Genomic DNA, 17,614 nt, shown 5'->3' on the forward strand with positions numbered 1-17,614 from the left:
GCGCACCGCCGGGCGGGACTTCAGCCCAGCGCCCGGACCCCCGCGGTGACCAGGACCGCCGTGACCACCACGACCAGGAACGGCGCGCGTCGCCAGGCGGCGAAGCCGGCGGCGGCCAGACCTGCTGCCCGGGCGTCCACGGTCAGGCCGTGGCTGCCCTGGCTGAACGTCTGCAGCGCGGTGAGTGCGGCGAGCAGCGCGACCGGTGCGAGCGCGGCGAAACGCCGGACGGTCGGCCGGTCCAACAGGCCCGTGGGGACGGACAGTCCGAGCAGCTTGAGGCCGTAGCAGCCTGCGGCGGTCCCGAGCACCGCCCACCAGGTCGCGTTCATCGTCCCTCCTCCTTCTCGCTCTTCCCGCCGTTCACGTCCCGCCGTCGCCCGGCGCGTGCGCCCCGTGCCCAGGCGACCGCCGGGACCGCGGCCAGCGCCACCAGCACCGGAACTCCCGCAGGCAGCAGTGGAACCGCCGCCAGTGCCAGCACCGCGCCGAGCAGCCCGACCGCGCACTCCTCGCCGCCCTCGCGCAGCCGAGGGGCCAACAGCGCGAGGAAGACCGCAGGTCCGGCCACGTCCAATCCGTAGCGGGAGGTGTCGCCCAGCGCGTTCGCCCCCACGGCGCCCGCCAGGGTCGTGGCGTTCCAGACCAGGTAGAGGGTGACCCCGGTGACGGTGAAGCCGATCCGCGCCGAACGACGGTCCGGCTGGACGAGTGCGACGGCAGCGGTCTCGTCGATGACCGTCTGCGCGGCGAACGGGCGTGTCCAGCGCGGTAGTTCCAGTCGTGCGCCGAGCCGCAGCCCGTAGAAGGAGTTGCGCACGCCGAGGAAGAGCGCGCCCACCACGGCCGCGAGCGGCGCCGCCCCGGCCACCAGCGAGCCGACCAGGGCGAACTGCGACGCACCGGTGAAGACCAGCAGGCTCAGGGCGCAGGTCTGCCACACCGTCAGGTGCGCGGCCGTCCCGGTCACGCCGAAGGCCACGCCGGAGACGCCCACGGTCAGCCCGACCGCGAGCGAGTCCCGCACCACGGCCCGATCGGGACGCCCAGCGATCGATCGCTCAGATCGCTCAGATCCATCCGGTCGAACAGATCGATCCGTCGAGTGGTCGTTTTCTTCGTCCCCGGCGGGAGATCGTTCTCCGGAGCGTTCGTGCGGCGGGCTTGAAGCGGTCATACGGTCATGCTGACCGGATCAATCGATCGTTTCTTGTACGTTCTTGCGCGCCCGCGCGTAGGCGCCGGGCGGGACCCCGACGATCCGGCGGAAGTGCCGGGTCAGATGCGCCTGGTCGACGAAGCCGACCGTCACGGCCACCTCCGCGGGCGGTGTCCCCGCGCCCAGCAGGACCTGGGCCGTGCGGACCCGCTGCTGAGTGAGCCAGGCGTGCGGCGGCAGCCCGTACGCCTCGCGGAAGGCACGCAGCAGCGGGAACGGACGGGCGTCGACGGCCGCGGCCAGCTCCTCCAGCGTCGGCGGCGCGTCCAGCCGGGCCATCAGCAGGTCCCTGGCCGCGCTCGCCGTCCCCCTGCCGTCCACCGACCGCCCCGGGCCGAGCAGTTGGGACGAGTGCCGACGCACCGCGACGCCCAGGGCGAGCCGGAGGAAGGTGCTGGCCGCCAGCACCTGGTTCTGCTCGGCCGCCCGGTGCGTCTGCAGCACCAGCCGCGAGAGCTCGTCGTCGTGGACGACGGCGTTCCCGAACCCGGGCGCGCCGGGCAGCGCCCCGACCTCCTCCGCGACCTCCACGACCTGGTCGATGCCGGGGTAGAGCACGGAGTAGCTCCAGCCGTCCGGCACCCCGGCGTGCCCGGTGTGCACCCGGTCCGGCTCGACCAGCGCGACGCTCCCGGCCGGGACGACCTCCAGTTCGCCCCGGTAGTGGAAGGCCTCCACCCCCGAGGTGACCGACGCCAGCACGTAGCCGTCGTGGGTGTGCTTGCCGAAGCTGTGGCGGACGTAGTGGGCGCGCAGCAGGTCGACACCGGGCAGCGCGGGGTGCTGCCAGTAGTGTGCGATCTCCTTGGCCATGGCACCCCTGTTGCTGTCGCGTCCTGCCTCGACGGGCCCTCCGGCCAGTCTGGCACGGGAGAAGCACGAGGTCAGCGCCACGATCGCCACGTGAGACACCCACGGCTGTTCCCCGGCAGACCCGGTCAGCGCGAAGGGTCAGCGCACGTCGGCCAGGCCGTAGCCGTAGTAGGGCCCACCGGGGCAGCTCTTGGTACCCGGCTGCCGGGACGCGCAGCCCAGAGGCATGGTCTGCTGCTCCAGCAGGCGGCCCAACGCCGCACCACGCACGTCCGGATGGCGGGCGGCCTCCACCGCCGCGACGCCGCTGACGCTCGCCGCCGCCATCGAGGTCCCGGCCAGCGCCGCGTACCGGCCGCCGGGCCAGTCGGAGACCACCGCCTGCGGGATCCCGCCGTCCGGGTCGCCACCCGGAGCGGCCAACGCCACCTGCCCGGCACCCCAGTTGGAGTACCCGGCGAGGCTGCCGTCCTGCACCAGCGCGGTGACGTCGAGGACACCCGGCAGTCCTCCGGGAAGCCGGATGCACTCGGCGCCGAGATGCCGCACCGGAGGCGTCTCGCTGTCGACATGGTCGTTCGGGCTGCGGTCGTCGATCCGCGGGCCGGCCAGGTCCTGGGCGTCGTTGCCCGCCGAGGCGACGACCAGCGCGCCCTTGTCCTGGGCGTAGCGGACGGCCCGGCCGACCGCCGCGGTGATCGCCGCCTGGTCGGGGTTCTCGGGGCAGTTGTACTTCCACGGGTCGGCGAAGTAGCTGTCGTTGATCACGGCCGCGCCGTGATCGGCTGCCCAGAGGAAGCCGCAGACCAGGTTCTCACCGTAGTACTGACCGGCGTCGCCGAGCAGACGGACTGCGGCTATCCGCGCACCGGGCGCGATGCCGACGGCCCCGTCGCCGGGCCGGTCGGCGGCGATCATCCCGCTGACATGGGTGCCGTGGCCGCTCTCGCCCAGCTCCGGGTCCGGCCGCCAGGCGCCCGGACGGGTGTCGGGGGTGCCGGTCGCGCAGGACACCGACCGGCTGGGGTCGACGGAGCTCCGCAGGTCAGGGTGCGTGTCGTCGACGCCCGAGTCGAGGACGGCGACGACGACATGGCGCAGCGCGGTGGAGTCGGAGGCGGGCAGCGGGCTGCTCTCCCCGACCATGTTCTGGAACCACTGCAGCTGCCCGTGCGGGTCGGGAGCCATCGGGATGTCGTCCGCGTGCGCGACCGTCGCCGAGTCCCCCGCCACCACCGGTCCCGACGCGGACGAGGCCCGCGATGATCCCGTCCCGGCGGAGGCACCCCGTTCGGACGGCCCGGGTCGCCCGGACGGAGCTGACGACGCGGAGGACGCGGAGAACGCCTTCAGCGCAGCCGCGCCCGTCGCGGAACCGGTGACGAGCGGGCTGGTCACCGGGGCGGTCCGGCTGGCCCCGGCAGCGGCGATCCCGGGCTGCGCCCGCACCTCGGCCCCGAAGTCCGCGTCGGCGGCGTAGGCGAGGACGACCCCGATCTGCGGGTACTCCTGGCCGACAACACCCTGCTCGGCCCGGATCGCGTGGTCCGCGACGGCCACACCGGCGGCGTCCGCCCGGTCCGCGACGACGAGGTAGGCGAGGTAGAGACGACCGGCCCCGCCGACGTACGGAACAGCGCCGCCGAGCAGGCAGGTCACCAGCGCGAGCACCACCGCGCAGCGCGTCGTCGCCGACCGTAGGCCTTTCGCGACACGCGCCACCGGGCCTCCACGGTTCGGGTCCGGCGCGCAACGGGGACGCCCCGGGCGGGGATATTCATACGATATGGATCACTTTTGAACGATGCCTCCGGATGTGCTCCATGCGGGGCAGCACGGGCGCGGAGCGAGTACCGGGCACGCGCGCGGCCGGTTTGTCAGTCCGGCACGGCACGATGGGCGCATGGCACGCGCGCACCGCACCGAATCCGCCCTGGCGAACTTCGCCGCGCCCACCCGGGCCTGGTTCGAGGGCGCTTTCCCCGCGCCCACCGCCGCGCAGGAGGGCGCCTGGCGGGCGATCGGCGCCGAGAGCGACGTGCTGGTGGTGGCGCCGACGGGTTCGGGCAAGACGCTCGCCGCCTTCCTCTCCGCGCTGGACGGGCTGGCGTCCGCGCCTCCGCCCGCGGATGCCAAGCGCCGCTGCCGGGTGCTCTACGTCTCACCGCTCAAGGCCCTGGCCGTCGACGTCGAGCGGAACCTGCGCGCGCCGCTGACCGGGCTGCGCCAGGAGGCCACCCGGCTCGGACTGCCCGAGCCGGAGATCGAGGTCGCCATCCGCTCCGGCGACACACCCGCGGCCGACCGGCGGCGCTTCGCCACGCATCCGCCGGACATCCTGATCACCACGCCCGAGTCGCTCTTCCTGCTGCTCACCTCCGCCTCCCGGGAGGCGCTGAAGGGTGTGGAGACGGTGATCCTCGACGAGGTCCACGCGGTCGCCGGGACGAAGCGCGGCGCCCACCTCGCCCTCACCCTGGAGCGGCTGGACCAGCTGCTGCCCGCCCCCGCGCGCCGGATCGGGCTCTCCGCCACGGTCCGGCCGGCGGAGGAGGTGGCCCGGTTCCTCAGTCCCGGCCGCAAGGTGACGATCGTCCAGCCGCCGTCCGAGAAGGCCTTCGACCTCACCGTCGTCGTCCCCGTCGAGGACCTGGGCGAGCTCAGCGGCGGACGTGGCCCGGCCACCGCCCCCGGCGTCACCGAGGAGGGCCCCGAGCGCGCCGCGTCGATCTGGCCGCATGTCGAGGAGCGGATCACCGACCTGGTCCAGGACCACCGCTCCACCATCGTCTTCGCCAACTCACGCCGCCTGGCCGAGCGGCTCTGCAACCGGCTGAACGAGATCGCGGTCGAGCGCGCCACCGGCCAGGCCCTGCCCGCCGACCACGCCCCGGCCGTGACGATGGCCCAGGCGGGCGCCAACAAGGCCGCGCCGCCTGTCCTGGCGCGTGCCCACCACGGCTCGGTCTCCAAGGAGCAGCGCGCCGAGGTCGAGGAGCAGCTGAAATCCGGCCGTCTCCCGGCCGTCGTCGCCACCTCCAGCCTGGAGCTGGGCATCGACATGGGCGCGGTCGACCTGGTCGTGCAGGTCGAGTCGCCGCCCTCGGTCGCCTCCGGGCTCCAGCGCGTCGGCCGCGCGGGCCACCAGGTCGGCGCGGTCTCGACGGGCGTGGTCTTCCCCAAGTACCGGGGGGACCTGGTCCAGTCCGCCGTCGTCACCGAACGCATGCGCGGGGGAAAGATCGAGGCGCTGCGCGTCCCCCGCAACCCGCTCGACGTCCTCGCCCAGCAGCTCGTGGCGATCACCGCCATGGACGAGTGGGACGTCGACGAGCTGTTCGCCCTGGTCCAGCGGGCCGCGCCGTTCGCCTCGCTGCCGCGCTCCGCCTACGAGGGCGTGCTCGACATGCTCGCCGGGCGCTACCCCTCCGACGCCTTCGCCGAGCTGCGTCCCCGCATCGTCTGGGACCGCGTCACAGGGACGGTCACCGGCCGCCCCGGCGCGCAGCGCCTCGCGGTCACCTCCGGCGGCACGATCCCGGACCGCGGCCTCTTCGGCGTCTTCCTGGCCGGATCGGACCCCAAGAAGGGCGGCGGCCGGGTCGGGGAGCTGGACGAGGAGATGGTCTACGAGTCGCGGGTCGGCGACGTCTTCACGCTGGGCACCAGCTCGTGGCGGATCGAGGACATCACCCACGACAAAGTGCTCGTCTCCCCCGCGCCCGGCGTGCCGGGCAAGCTCCCCTTCTGGCACGGCGACGCGCTCGGCCGCCCGCTGGAGCTCGGCCGCGCCGTCGGCGCCTTCCTGCGCGAGATCGGCGCACTGCCGCCGGAGAAGGCCACCGCCCGGCTGGCCGAGGCCGGCCTGGACGCGTGGGCGGCGGGCAACCTGCTCTCCTACCTCGCCGAACAGCGCCAGGCCACCGGCCATCTCCCCGACGACCGGACCATCGTCGTCGAACGCTTCCGCGACGAGCTGGGCGACTGGCGGATCGCCGTCCACTCCCCCTTCGGCGCGCAGGTCCACGCCCCCTGGGCGCTGGCGCTGGGCCAGCGGCTGGCGGAGCGTCACGGCCTCGACGCGCAGGTGATGCACGCCGACGACGGCATCGTGCTCCGGCTGCCCGACGCCGACCTGCTGGACTTCCCCGATCCGGACGCCCCGGCCAAGGTCGCCGGGCCAGGCGCGGACGAGGCCCCGATCGGCGCGGACGCCGTCGTCTTCGACCCGACCACAGTCGAGCAGACCGTCACCGACCAGGTCGGCGGCTCCGCCCTGTTCGCCGCCCGCTTCCGCGAGTGCGCGGCCCGCGCGCTGCTGCTGCCGCGCCGCAATCCAGGCCGCCGCACACCGCTCTGGCAGCAGCGCCAGCGGGCCGCGCAACTGCTCTCGGTGGCCTCCGAGTTCGGCTCGTTCCCGATCGTGCTGGAGGCCGTCCGCGAGTGCCTCCAGGACGTCTTCGACGTGCCCGGCCTGGTCGAGCTGATGCGCGATGTGGAGAACCGCAAGGTCCGGATCGTCGAGGTGACCACCCCGGAGCCGTCGCCGTTCGCCCGCTCGCTGCTCTTCGGCTACGTCGCCCAGTTCCTCTACGAGGGCGACTCGCCGCTGGCCGAGCGCCGCGCCTCCGCGCTGGCGCTGGATTCGCGGCTGCTGGCCGAGCTGCTGGGCCAGGCCGAGCTGCGCGAGCTGCTGGACGAGTCGGTCCTCGCCGAGCTGGAGGCCGAGCTCCAGCGGCTGACGCCCGAGCGCCGGATCAAGGACGTCGAGGGCGTCGCCGACGCCCTGCGCCTGCTCGGGCCGCTCACCGATGTCGAGTTGGAGCTGCGTGGCGCGGAACGCCCCTGGGTCCGCGAACTGCAGGCCGCTCGGCGGGTGATCGAGGTGCGGATCGCGGGCGAGCAGCGCTGGGCCGCCATCGAGGACGCGGGCCGTCTGCGCGACGCGCTCGGCACCCCCCTGCCGGTCGGCGTCCCCGAGGCGTTCACCGAGCCGGTCAAGGACCCCCTGGCCGACCTGTTGGCCCGGCACGCGCGTACCCACGGCCCGTTCACCGCGGCCGACGCGGCGACCCGGCTCGGCCTGGGCCCGGCCGTCGTGGTCGGCACGCTGCAGCGGCTGGCCGCGACGGGCCGCGTGGTCCAGGGCGAGTTCCGCCCCGGCGGCTCCGGCACCGAGTGGTGCGACGCCGAAGTCCTGCGCCGCCTGCGCCGCCGCTCGCTCGCCGCGCTCCGGCACGAGGTCGAGCCGGTCCCGCCGCGCGCCCTGGCCACCTTCCTGCCGCAATGGCAGCACGTCGGCGGCGGCAACCGGCTGCGCGGCGTCGACGGCCTGCTGCGCGCCGTCGAGCAGCTCCAGGGCGCGCCGGTCCCGGCGTCAGCGCTGGAGCGGTTGGTGCTGCCCTCCCGGGTGGCCGACTACAGCCCGGCCATGCTGGACGAGCTGACCTCCCAGGGTGAGGTGTTCTGGGCCGGCGCGGGGGCGCTGCCCGGCAAGGACGGCTGGATCGCCCTCCATCCGGCGGACGCGGCCCCGCTGCTGCTCCCCGAGCCGCTGCCGCTGGAGCTGACGCCGCTGCACTACGCGGTGCTGGCCGCGTTGGCGCCGGGGTACGGGATGTTCTTCAAGCAGCTCGCGGAGGAGGTCGACCGCCAGCTCCCGGGCACGGACACGCCGCCGGGCGAGCTGGCCACGGCGCTGTGGGAGCTCGCTTGGTCCGGGCGGGTCACCAATGACACGCTCGCTCCGCTGCGCGCGCTGCTCGGCTCCGGCCGCACGCCGGGCGCGACGGCCCACCGCGCGCCCCGCGCCACGCCACGCGCCCGCTACGGGGGCTCGCGCCCCCTCCCGCGCGTCCCGTCGCTCCCGACGACGGCAGGCCGCTGGTCGGTGCTGCCCGCGCCGCTGCCCGATCCCACCCAGCGCGCCCACGCGCTCGCGCAGACCCTGCTCGACCGGCACGGCGTCGTGACGCGCGGCGCGGTGCAGTCCGAGCGGGTCCAGGGCGGCTTCGCCGGGATCTACCGGGTCCTGTCCGCCTTCGAGGACACCGGCCGCACACGCCGCGGCTACGTCGTCGACGGCCTGGGCGCGGCCCAGTTCGCCGGAGACGGCGCAATCGACCGCCTGCGCGCGGTCAACACCGCACTGGAACGCCGAGCCGAGGCCGCTTCGGACGAGCGGCCCGAGACGGTCGTCCTCGCCGCCGCCGACCCCGCCAACGCGTACGGCGCGGCGCTGTCCTGGCCGGACCCACCGGGCGGCGCGGCCTCCTCCCACAAGCCCGGCCGCAAGGCGGGCGCGCTGGTCGCCCTCGTCGACGGCGAGCTCGTCGCCTACGTCGAACGCGGCGGCAAGTCGCTCCTCTCCTGGGCGCAGGGCCCTGAGCAACTGCGGCACGCGGCGGAGGCACTGGCCCGCGCGGTGCGGGAGGGCGCGCTCCGCGACCTGACCGTGGAACGGATCAACGGCGAGCCCGCGCTGACGTCCGCGCTGAGCCGCACCCTGGAGGACGCGGGTTTCGTCCCGACGCCCAGGGGACTTCGCCTGAGAGGGTGAACCTCACACGGACGAGGGAGTCTGCATCCGCTCGTCAGTGGTCACTCGCGCCCACGCTGGGGGTCCCCCCGCCGAAGGCAGGGGGAGGAGCCGCACATCAGCGGAGCCCCGCTCCCCCAGGCGGTGCAACCACTTGCGGGGTGGAACGTCGCCGGATCCCGCAGAACCTCCGCGCCTGCACCGGCAGAAGGCTCAGGTTCCACCCCCCGGCGAACATCAGCCCCACACCGGCTGTCACGTGCCCGCTCAACAGGAACGCCCACGCCGCCGCGCTGAAGACAGCGCACAACCCCCACACCAGCGGGCTCCGCCGGGGTATCGACACCATCGACAAACCCTCCCCAACGGGACAGGCAGGACAGGCCAGGACAGAAACCTCATCGTATCCGCGAGGAGCGCAAACGGCCCCTCCCCGGGGCGGCCGTCGTTCGACGGTCGGCCCGGGGAGGGGCCGTCAAAACCCAGCGGCAGCGTTACGCCGCGACCACGTCCATAGCGCTCGCCTTCGGCACCAACGACGGAACACGTTCCGAAGGCACCTGCACCGGCTCCAGCAGGGCGGGACGAACCGCCTCACCGGAGGCCAGCTCGGCGAGCGACAGCTCGTCGCTCACCTCGCGCATGACCTCGGACATTCGCACGTCGAGGGCATCGCAGATCGCAGAGAGCAGCTCGGACGAGGCCTCCTTCTGCCCTCGCTCGACCTCGGAGAGGTAACCGAGCGAGACCCGCGCGGCAGCGGACACCTCGCGCAGGGTTCGGCCCTGGCGCTGGCGCTGCCGACGCAGCACGTCACCCAACAGACGACGGAGCAGGATCATCGGTTGCTCCCTCCTTGGACCGCGGCTAGAGACCTCACAGCCCCACCGTACCGCCTGCCCCGCATCGCGTGCGGGGAGCCTGGTCGTGTTCACTCTGGGCTGCATCCATGGCCCCTCCCCTGTTGTTCGCGGTATGGTCCGCGAATCTTTCCGGCCCATTGCTTGTGTTCTTCCCGGTAGGAGCCCCGTTCCTAACCCACCGGATTGCCCTGGAGCGCCCGCGTCAGCAAGTCCAACGCGGCCGCCACCGCCTTGCGACGGATTGTGGCACGATCCCCTGACAGTCGTAGCGAAGAGACAGATTCTCCACACGTCCGGGAGATCGCCACGTATACGGTGCCGACCGGATGCCCGTCCTGGGGCTCAGGACCGGCCACGCCGGTGGTCGCCAGACCGAAGTCCGCTCCCATCAGCGTCCGTACGCCGGCGGCCATCTGGGCCGCGACGTCCGGGTCCACCGCGCCGCGAGCGGCCAGCAGGTCCGCGTCGACGCCCAGGACCGAGCCCTTGAGCTCGGTCGCATAGGCGGTGACCGAACCGCGGAACGCCTTCGACGCTCCCGGAACCGCGACGAACTCCGCCGCCAGCAGACCGCCCGTCAGCGACTCGGCGACGGCGACCGTGGCGCCCGCGCTCACCAGCGCCGAAAGGACTGCCTGCGCGTCGGGGGTCACGACCCCGTTACCTGTCCAGCACGCGTCGCGAGCCCCGCCCGGCGCAGCACGACAGCCTGGCGGATGTAGTCGAGCCCACTGCCCACCGTGAGCAGCACGGCCACGCCCATCAGCCACCAGCGCGCAGACGCCAACGGCCCCGTGAGTACCAACACGTACATGCCCACGGCGATTCCCTGAGTCAGCGTCTTGAGCTTCCCGCCGCGGCTGGCGGGGATCACGCCGAAGCGGATCACCCAGAAGCGCATCAGAGTGATCCCGACCTCACGGACCAGGATCACGATCGTCACCCACCAGGGCAGGTCACCCAGCGCGGAGAGGCCGATCAGCGCGGTGCCCATGATCGCCTTGTCGGCGATCGGATCGGCGATCTTGCCGAAGTCGGTGACCAGGTTGTTCCGCCGGGCGATCTCACCGTCGAACAGGTCGGTGATCATCGCGATGGCGAACGCCGCCCAGGCGAAGGCCCGCCACTTCGGATCGTGCCCGCCGTCCGCGAACAGCAGCGCGGCGAAGATCGGAACGATCAGCAACCGGAGCATCGTCAGCAGGTTGGCCAGATTCCACAGCCCGGGACCGGAGGGCAGGTCGTCGGCCGGAGCCGCCATCGGGGCGCCCGTTCTCGCCGCCCCGCCCCCCGCAGCCTGTGTCACGCCGACACCTCGGCGTAGAGGTCGACGCCCTCGCTGGCGGTGACCTCGGCCTCGACCAGGTCGCCCACCGCGAGGCCGGCGACGGCGCCCATCAGGATGGTGATGCCGTCGGTCTCGGGCGCCTGGTGCAGCGCCCGGCCGATCACGCCGTCCTCCTCGTCCACGGCCTCGACCAGGACGGAGACCGTGTTGCCGATCCGCTCCTCGGCGCGCTGCGCGGTCAGCTCCTCGGCCAGTCGGCTGAAGCGGGCCAGCCGCTCGGCGACGACGTCCTCGGGCAGCTTGCCGTCGTAGCCCGCCGCCTCGGTGCCCTCCTCGTCCGAGTACCCGAAGACACCGATCGCGTCGAGGCGGGCGTTGGTGAGGAAGCGTTCCAGCTCCGCCAGGTCGTCCTCGGTCTCGCCGGGGAAGCCGACGATGAAGTTGGAGCGCGCTCCGGCCTCCGGGGCCTTGGCGCGGATCTGGTCCAGCAGCTCCAGGAACCGGTCGGTGTCGCCGAAGCGGCGCATCCGGCGCAGCACGTTCGGCGCGGAGTGCTGGAACGACAGGTCGAAGTAGGGCGCGACCTTGGGCGTCGAGGTGAGCACGTCCACCAGCCCCGGCCGCATCTCGGCGGGCTGCAGGTAGCTGACCCGCACCCGCTCGACGCCCGGGACGGCGGCCAGCTCCGGCAGCAGCGTCTCCAGCAGGCGGATGTCGCCGAGGTCCTTACCGTACGAGGTGTTGTTCTCGCTGACCAGCATGACCTCGCGGACGCCCTGCTCGGCCAGCCAGCGGGTCTCGTTGAGCACGTCCGAGGGCCGCCGGGAGAGGAAGCTGCCGCGGAAGGCCGGGATCGCGCAGAAGCTGCAGCGCCGGTCGCAGCCGGACGCCAGCTTGACGGACGCGACCGGGTTGTCGTCCAGCCGCTTGCGCAGCGTCCGCGGGCCGGACGCGGGCGCGAGACCCTCCGGGAGGTCCTCGATCGGGGCCGCGGCCTCGGCGTCACCATCGGCGTGCTCGGCGCCGTGGCCGGGGATCGCGACGGTCTCGGCCGCGGCCTGCCGCTCGACCGGGCTCAGCGGGAGCAGCTTGCGGCGGTCCCGCGGCACGTGCGAGACGTGCGTCCCGCCCGAGAGGATGGTCTGCAGCCGCTCGGTGATGTCGGCGTAGTCGTCGAAGCCGAGCACGGCGTCGGCCTCCGGCAGGGCGTCGGCGAGCTCCTTGCCGTAGCGCTCGGCCATGCAGCCGACGGCGACGACGGCCTGGGTGCGGCCGTGTCCCTTGAGGTCGTTGGCCTCCAGCAGGGCGTCGACGGAGTCCTTCTTGGCGGCGTCGACGAAGCCGCAGGTGTTGACGACGGCGACGTCCGCGTCGGCGGCGTCGGCGACGAGCTCCCAGCCGTCGGCTTCCAGCCGCCCGGCGAGTTCCTCGGAATCGACCTCGTTGCGGGCGCATCCAAGGGTGACAAGGGCGACTGTGCGGCGTTCGGGCATGTCGCCAAGGTTACCGAGGTTTTCCGACGTCCCGAGCATTGGGCAGGCGAACAACCCGGCAAGCGCTCAGGGGCACGGGGAACTGAGCGAGCAACCACCCTGTGCGGACGGCCCTGAACATCGAGGGCTCTACCCGCGTGGGTGGCTTCTCGCGCAGTTCCCCGCGCCCCTCAGCAAAGTGCAACCACCTGCGGCAGCACACACCCACCTTGGTCGCGCCCACGCGGCGTAGCCGCAGATCAGCAGAGCCCCGCGCCCCTGGGTGGTGCAACCACCTCGTCTGCAAAAAGATGAGATGTCAGCCCGCGACCGGGTCGCCCGGGGTGTAGGTGACGTTGACCACCTGGCCGGTCTGGCCGGCCATGCCGAGGTCCTTGCCGTTGGCCCAGACATGGACCGCGCCCGCGTTACCGAGCACCAGCTTCAGCTGCTTCGCGTCCGTGAAGGTCTGGGTCTGGCCCTGGGTGAGGTCGCCCTGGAAGAGGGACTTGCCCGAGGCGTCCTTCACCAGCAGCCAGCTGTCCGCGTTCTGGGCGACCAGCTTGACCGTGACCTTGCCCGCCGGGGCCGCCGCGATCGCGCTCGGCTTGACCTGGGTCACCGGCGGCAGGCTGGGGTGCAGGACCGGGCCGATCGACGGCGAGGCCGTCGTGGCCGGGGTGGCGGCCTGGGCCACCGGCGCCTTCGGGCCGCTGCTCGCCAGGTTGAAGCCGATCACAGCGATGACGACGACGATCGCGGCGACCATCGCCGCCGTCCAGTTCGGGCGGCGCCGATCGGTCGAGATCCTGCGGTCACCGGACGTCTCGAAGAGCGGGACCTTGGCGTCGGCCGGGTTGCCGCCGTGCGCGGCGTCGTAGCGACGGACCAGCTCGTCGCCGTCGACGCCGACCGCCTGGGCGATGGCGCGGATGTGACCACGGGCGTAGAAGTCGCCGCCGCACCGGACGAAGTCGTCGTCCTCGATCGCGTGCACGATCGGGACCCGGACCCGGGTCCGCGCGCTGACCTCGTCGACGGTGAGCTCGGCGGCGGTACGCGCCGAGCCGAGCACCTGTCCGATGGTGGGCTGGTAGGCGCCCGGCAGGACCGGCGCCTCCGGCGCCTCGGCCGGATCGAAGACGGACGGCGGCTTCGGGAAGCTCGGCGCCTTGGGCATGCCGGGCACGCTCGGCTCAGCCGGCACGCTCGACACCGCGGGCGCAGCCGCGGTCTCCGCAGAGTCCGTGGAGTCCGCGGCAGGCACAGTGGGCTCGTTCGGCTCGGTCGATCCGGAGGAGGTCGTGCCGGTCGTCACAAGGGGCGCCTTTCGAACGTGGGCGGCCAGGCTTCCCCGGGGGCCGCACCCCCGGGAACGCCGTTGAAACACCAGTCTAGGGGGCGGGTCTGAGCCTCGCTCAACCGGGATTCGGCCGAAAGAGAAGCTCTGCATCCGGATCGTTACCCAGTCCGTCCGCGGCGCGAACCGTCCCCGACCCGCAGGGGGACCCGCCGGTCCAACGGAGGGATATGACGGTGCGTCGGAAGCAGTCACGCATCCCGGCGCCCGTCGGTTCCCCCACAGCGACAACGTCTGCGCGGGACTTCCGGATACGCGTTCGCCCGGTCATTCCCCCCGGAGGGTGAGGAGTACTCCGTCCAGCTCGTCCGGCTGGACGAGAACGTCCCTGGCTTTCGAACCCTCGCTCGGTCCGACGATGCCGCGCGACTCCATCAGGTCCATCAGCCGGCCCGCCTTGGCGAAGCCGACGCGGAGCTTGCGCTGCAGCATCGAGGTCGAGCCGAACTGGGTGGAGACGACCAGCTCGGCGGCCTGGACCAGCAGGTCCATGTCGTCGCCGATCTCCTCGTCGATCTCCTTCTTCGGGCCCGCACCGACCGTGACGTCGCTGCGGTACTCCGGCTGGAGCTGCGCCTTGCAGTGCTCGACGACGGCGGCGATCTCCTCCTCCGTGACGAAGGCGCCCTGCATGCGCATGGGCTTGCCCGCGCCCATCGGCAGGAAGAGCGCGTCGCCCTTGCCGATCAGCTTCTCCGCGCCGGGCTGGTCCAGGATGACCCGGCTGTCGGCGAGCGAGGAGGTGGCGAAGGCGAGCCGGGACGGCACGTTGGCCTTGATCAGACCGGTGACCACGTCCACCGACGGACGCTGCGTCGCCAGCACGAGGTGGATGCCCGCGGCGCGCGCCAGCTGGGTGATGCGGACGATCGAGTCCTCGACGTCGCGCGGCGCGACCATCATCAGGTCGGCCAGCTCGTCGACGATCACCAGCAGGTACGGGTAGGGCGTCAGCACGCGCTCGCTGCCGGGCGGCGGCTGGGCCTTGCCGGACCGGACCGCGCGGTTGAAGTCGTCGACGTGGCGGAAACCGAACGCGGCGAGGTCGTCGTAGCGCAGGTCCATCTCGCGGACCACCCACTGCAGCGCCTCGGCGGCCTTCTTCGGGTTGGTGATGATCGGCGTGATCAGGTGCGGGACGCCCTCGTAGGCGGTCAGCTCGACGCGCTTGGGATCGACCAGGACCAGCCGCACGTCGTCCGGGGTGGCCCGCATCAGCACCGAGGTGATCAGGCAGTTGATGCAGGACGACTTACCGGCGCCGGTGGCGCCGGCGACGAGGATGTGCGGCATCTTGGTGAGGTTGGCCATCACCGTCTGGCCCTCGACGTCCTTGCCCATGCCGACCTGCATCGGGTGCGGGTCGGCGGCGGCCACCTGCGAGCGCAGCAGGTCGCCGAGGTTGACCATCTCGCGGTCGGTGTTGGGGATCTCGATACCGACCGCCGACTTGCCGGGGATCGGGCTGATGATCCGGACGTCCGGGCTGGCGACGGCGTAGGCGATGTTCTTGGCCAGCGCGGTGATCCGCTCGACCTTGACCGCCGGACCGAGCTCGACCTCGTAGCGGGTCACCGTCGGGCCGCGGGTGAAGCCGGTGACGGCGGCGTCGACCTTGAACTCGGCGAAGACGCCCATCAGCGAGGCGACCACGTCGTCGTTGGCCTTGCTGCGGGACTTGCCAGGGCCGCCGCGGGTGAGGATGTCCAGGGAGGGCAGGCGGTAGCTGTCGCTCTCCGGCAGCTTCAGCTGCTCGGAGCGGAGCAGGGTGCTGCCGTCGGTCTCCACGCCTGCGGCCGAGTCCTCCTTGCGCGCGCCCGGGAGCGGGACCTCGGGGGCGTCGGTCGGCATCGGCGGAATCGGCTGCGACGGGTGCAGGCCGTCCGTGAGGTGCTTCTCCATGTCGACCCGGCCGGCGCCGTTCGGCCCGTCACCATGTCCGTCGCCGTTTACGTCGTCGTACGGGTCGTCACCGAGCGGCGGCACGTCGCTGGGCGGCGTGCGGTCCTTGACCCGGCCCAGGACGTCCGCGAGCGCGGGCGAGGGCTGCACGCCGTTCAGCACCGCGCCGTCGAGTTCGGCGGCGGCAGCGGCGGCCACGCCGATGGTGTCGAACGGGTCCGGCTGCTCCTGGTCCGCGCCGGCCCCCACCCGGCGGCGCGGACGCCTGCGACGCGGGGCGACCGCCCCCTCGCGCTCCAGCTGGTTGCGCTTGGCCAGCAGCACGGCCCGCTCCTCGGGCGTGCCGGGGCCGCCCTCGAAGTCGTCGATGGACGCGTGCTCGCCGGTCTCCTCGCCGTCCTCGCCGAAGCCGAGGCCGTCCAGACCGGCGAACTCGTCGAAGTCACCGCCCTCGTCGGGCAGGTCCGCGGGCTCGACCAGCGCGAGGCGCTCGCCCAGGAACCGGAGCCGCTGCGGGATCTGGTTGACCGGCGTGGCGGTGACCACCAGCAGGCCGAAGAACGAGACCAGCACCAGGAAAGGCACCGCCAGCGCCGGTCCGGCCGCGGACATCAGCCAGCGCGAGGCGGCCAGTCCGATCAGCCCGCCCGCGTTGCGGATCTGGCCGGCCCCGGCCTGGAGCCCGGGCGCGCCGCAGCTGATGTGGATCAGGCCCAGCACGCCGATGGTCAGCGCGGTCAGGCCGATGACGATCCGTCCGTTGGCCTCGGGCCGCTCGGGGTGGCGCATCAGCCGCACCGCGATGCCGAAGAGCAGCACCGGGAGTATCACGGTGAGCTGCCCGAAGGCGCCCTTGACCACGTCGGTCACGCTGACGCCCAGCCAGCCCTGCGGGTCCGACCAGGACCCGGCCGCGATCAGCAGCGCCAGCGCGATCAACAGCAGCGCCAGGCCGTCCTTGCGGTGGGCGGGATGGAGGTTCTTCGCGCCGTTGCCGAAGCCGCGCGCGACGGAGCCGACGCCATTGGCGACGCCCAGCCAACTGCCGCGCACCGCGCGGTAGGCGAGCGGCCTGGGCGGCGTGACCTTGGCTGCGGGTGCGGCAACGGCCTTCTTGGCCGGGGCAGCCTTCTTGGCGGGCGCCGACTTCTTGGCCGGAGCCTTCTTCGCTGCGGGCTTCTTGGCCGCGGGCTTCTTGGCAGCCGTGGCCTTCTTCGCCGTCCCCGCGCCTCGGGTCTGCGAACCGCTTCCGGACGTGCGTGTGGCCATGGCGTTCAGATTACTAGCGTGGGCAGGGGTGCAACACGCGTCGAGAGGGGTTGCCGGGGGTGTGTCGCGCAAGAAGTGCCGCTGGGGCGCCCGTCAAGCGCGACACGCCGTCAGGCGGCGTGCGGTCAGCCCTCGTTCGGGACGGCCGCGGGGCCCGACTCCGGGTCCAGGGCGTCGAGGGCGCGGCGCAGGCCGGCCAGGCGGCGCTCCAGGTGGGTCGCCGTGGCGAGGGCGGCGGGCTCGGCGGCGTCCGAGTCGGCGAGCTGCTTGGTGAGCGCCTCGGCCTGCTCCTCGACCGCCGCCAGCCGCGCGGAGAGCTCGGCCAGCAGCGGCGCGCCGGGGCCCTGCCCGGACTCCAGCTGCAGCCTCAGCAGCGCGGCCTGCTCCTTGAGCTGGCAGTTCTTCATGTAGAGCTCGACGAAGACGGAGACCTTCGCGCGCAGCACCCACGGGTCGAACGGCTTGGAGATGTAGTCCACCGCCCCTGCCGCGTAGCCGCGGAAGGTGTGGTGCGGGCCGTGGTTGATCGCCGTCAGGAAGATGATCGGGATGTCCCGGGTGCGCTCGCGGCGCTTGATGTGGGCGGCGGTCTCGAAGCCGTCCATGCCCGGCATCTGCACGTCGAGGAGGATGACCGCGAAGTCGTCGTTGAGCAGCGCCTTGAGCGCCTCCTCGCCGGAGCTGGCGCGCACCAGCGTCTGGTCCAGCGCGGAGAGGATCGCCTCGAGGGCGAGCAGGTTCTCCGGCCGGTCGTCGACAAGGAGGATCTTGGCCTTCTGCACCATGGCCTGCCCTCCTCGCCCGGCCCCCGCCGCGGGCGCGACGACTGTCGTCGCCCCCCGGTACGCGTCGGACCCGTTCACCGTTCGTGTGTCCACTGCTGCCCTGCC

12 protein-coding genes are annotated in these 17,614 nt (G+C 73.0%); 1 reads left to right on the forward strand and 11 read right to left on the reverse strand.

Annotated elements, in window-relative coordinates; all coding sequences use genetic code 11:
* Positions 1-20: 20 nt before the first annotated feature.
* From I2501_RS37890 to I2501_RS37905, 4 genes are all read right to left on the reverse strand, one after another.
* Positions 21-332, reverse strand: coding sequence for an AzlD domain-containing protein (locus I2501_RS37890; RefSeq protein ID WP_196198643.1), 312 nt, complete (start codon positions 330-332; stop codon positions 21-23).
* Positions 329-1,054, reverse strand: a complete 726-nt coding sequence (locus I2501_RS37895; protein WP_328806889.1) for an AzlC family ABC transporter permease — start codon at positions 1,052-1,054, stop codon at positions 329-331. Before I2501_RS37895 ends, I2501_RS37890 begins: the two co-directional genes overlap by 4 nt.
* A gap of 141 nt (positions 1,055-1,195) precedes the next feature.
* Positions 1,196-2,032, reverse strand: coding sequence for an AraC family transcriptional regulator (locus tag I2501_RS37900; protein ID WP_196198645.1), 837 nt, complete (start codon positions 2,030-2,032; stop codon positions 1,196-1,198).
* Positions 2,033-2,170: 138 nt separating this feature from the next.
* Positions 2,171-3,754, reverse strand: coding sequence for a S8 family peptidase (locus I2501_RS37905; protein WP_196198646.1), 1,584 nt, complete (start codon positions 3,752-3,754; stop codon positions 2,171-2,173).
* 181 nt (positions 3,755-3,935) lie between these two features.
* On the opposite strand from I2501_RS37905, the gene I2501_RS37910 reads away from it, so the two are divergent.
* Positions 3,936-8,591: an ATP-dependent helicase gene (locus I2501_RS37910; RefSeq protein ID WP_196198647.1), complete on the forward strand. Its 4,656-nt coding sequence runs from the start codon at positions 3,936-3,938 to the stop codon at positions 8,589-8,591.
* Positions 8,592-9,064: 473 nt separating this feature from the next.
* Here I2501_RS37910 and I2501_RS37915 read toward each other — a convergent pair whose 3' ends face one another.
* The 7 genes from I2501_RS37915 to I2501_RS37945 all read right to left on the reverse strand — a co-directional run bounded on the left by I2501_RS37915 (position 9,065) and on the right by I2501_RS37945 (position 17,509).
* Complete coding sequence (locus I2501_RS37915) at positions 9,065-9,412, reverse strand: helix-turn-helix domain-containing protein (RefSeq protein ID WP_196198648.1); 348 nt, start codon at positions 9,410-9,412, stop codon at positions 9,065-9,067.
* Positions 9,413-9,603: 191 nt separating this feature from the next.
* Positions 9,604-10,086 carry a CinA family protein gene (locus I2501_RS37920; RefSeq protein WP_196198649.1) on the reverse strand — a complete coding sequence of 161 codons (483 nt, stop codon included), beginning with the start codon at positions 10,084-10,086 and terminating at the stop codon, positions 9,604-9,606.
* Complete coding sequence (gene pgsA, locus I2501_RS37925; RefSeq protein ID WP_196198664.1) at positions 10,083-10,694, reverse strand: CDP-diacylglycerol--glycerol-3-phosphate 3-phosphatidyltransferase; 612 nt, start codon at positions 10,692-10,694, stop codon at positions 10,083-10,085. The genes I2501_RS37920 and pgsA overlap by 4 nt, the downstream gene beginning before the upstream one ends.
* A gap of 41 nt (positions 10,695-10,735) precedes the next feature.
* Entirely contained in the window at positions 10,736-12,214 is a 1,479-nt protein-coding gene (gene rimO, locus I2501_RS37930; RefSeq protein WP_196198650.1) for a 30S ribosomal protein S12 methylthiotransferase RimO, read from the reverse strand.
* Between the two features lie 298 nt (positions 12,215-12,512).
* Positions 12,513-13,511 carry a helix-turn-helix domain-containing protein gene (locus I2501_RS37935; RefSeq protein ID WP_328806885.1) on the reverse strand — a complete coding sequence of 333 codons (999 nt, stop codon included), beginning with the start codon at positions 13,509-13,511 and terminating at the stop codon, positions 12,513-12,515.
* Positions 13,512-13,820: 309 nt separating this feature from the next.
* A complete protein-coding gene (locus I2501_RS37940) occupies positions 13,821-16,724 on the reverse strand; it encodes an FtsK/SpoIIIE family DNA translocase (protein ID WP_196198651.1) in 2,904 nt (967 codons plus the stop codon).
* 125 nt (positions 16,725-16,849) lie between these two features.
* Positions 16,850-17,509, reverse strand: coding sequence for a response regulator (locus I2501_RS37945; RefSeq protein WP_196198652.1), 660 nt, complete (start codon positions 17,507-17,509; stop codon positions 16,850-16,852).
* Positions 17,510-17,614: the final 105 nt, after the last annotated feature.

It is taken from the genome of Streptacidiphilus fuscans, assembly GCF_015690355.1.
In the GTDB taxonomy this organism is placed as follows: domain Bacteria; phylum Actinomycetota; class Actinomycetes; order Streptomycetales; family Streptomycetaceae; genus Streptacidiphilus; species Streptacidiphilus fuscans.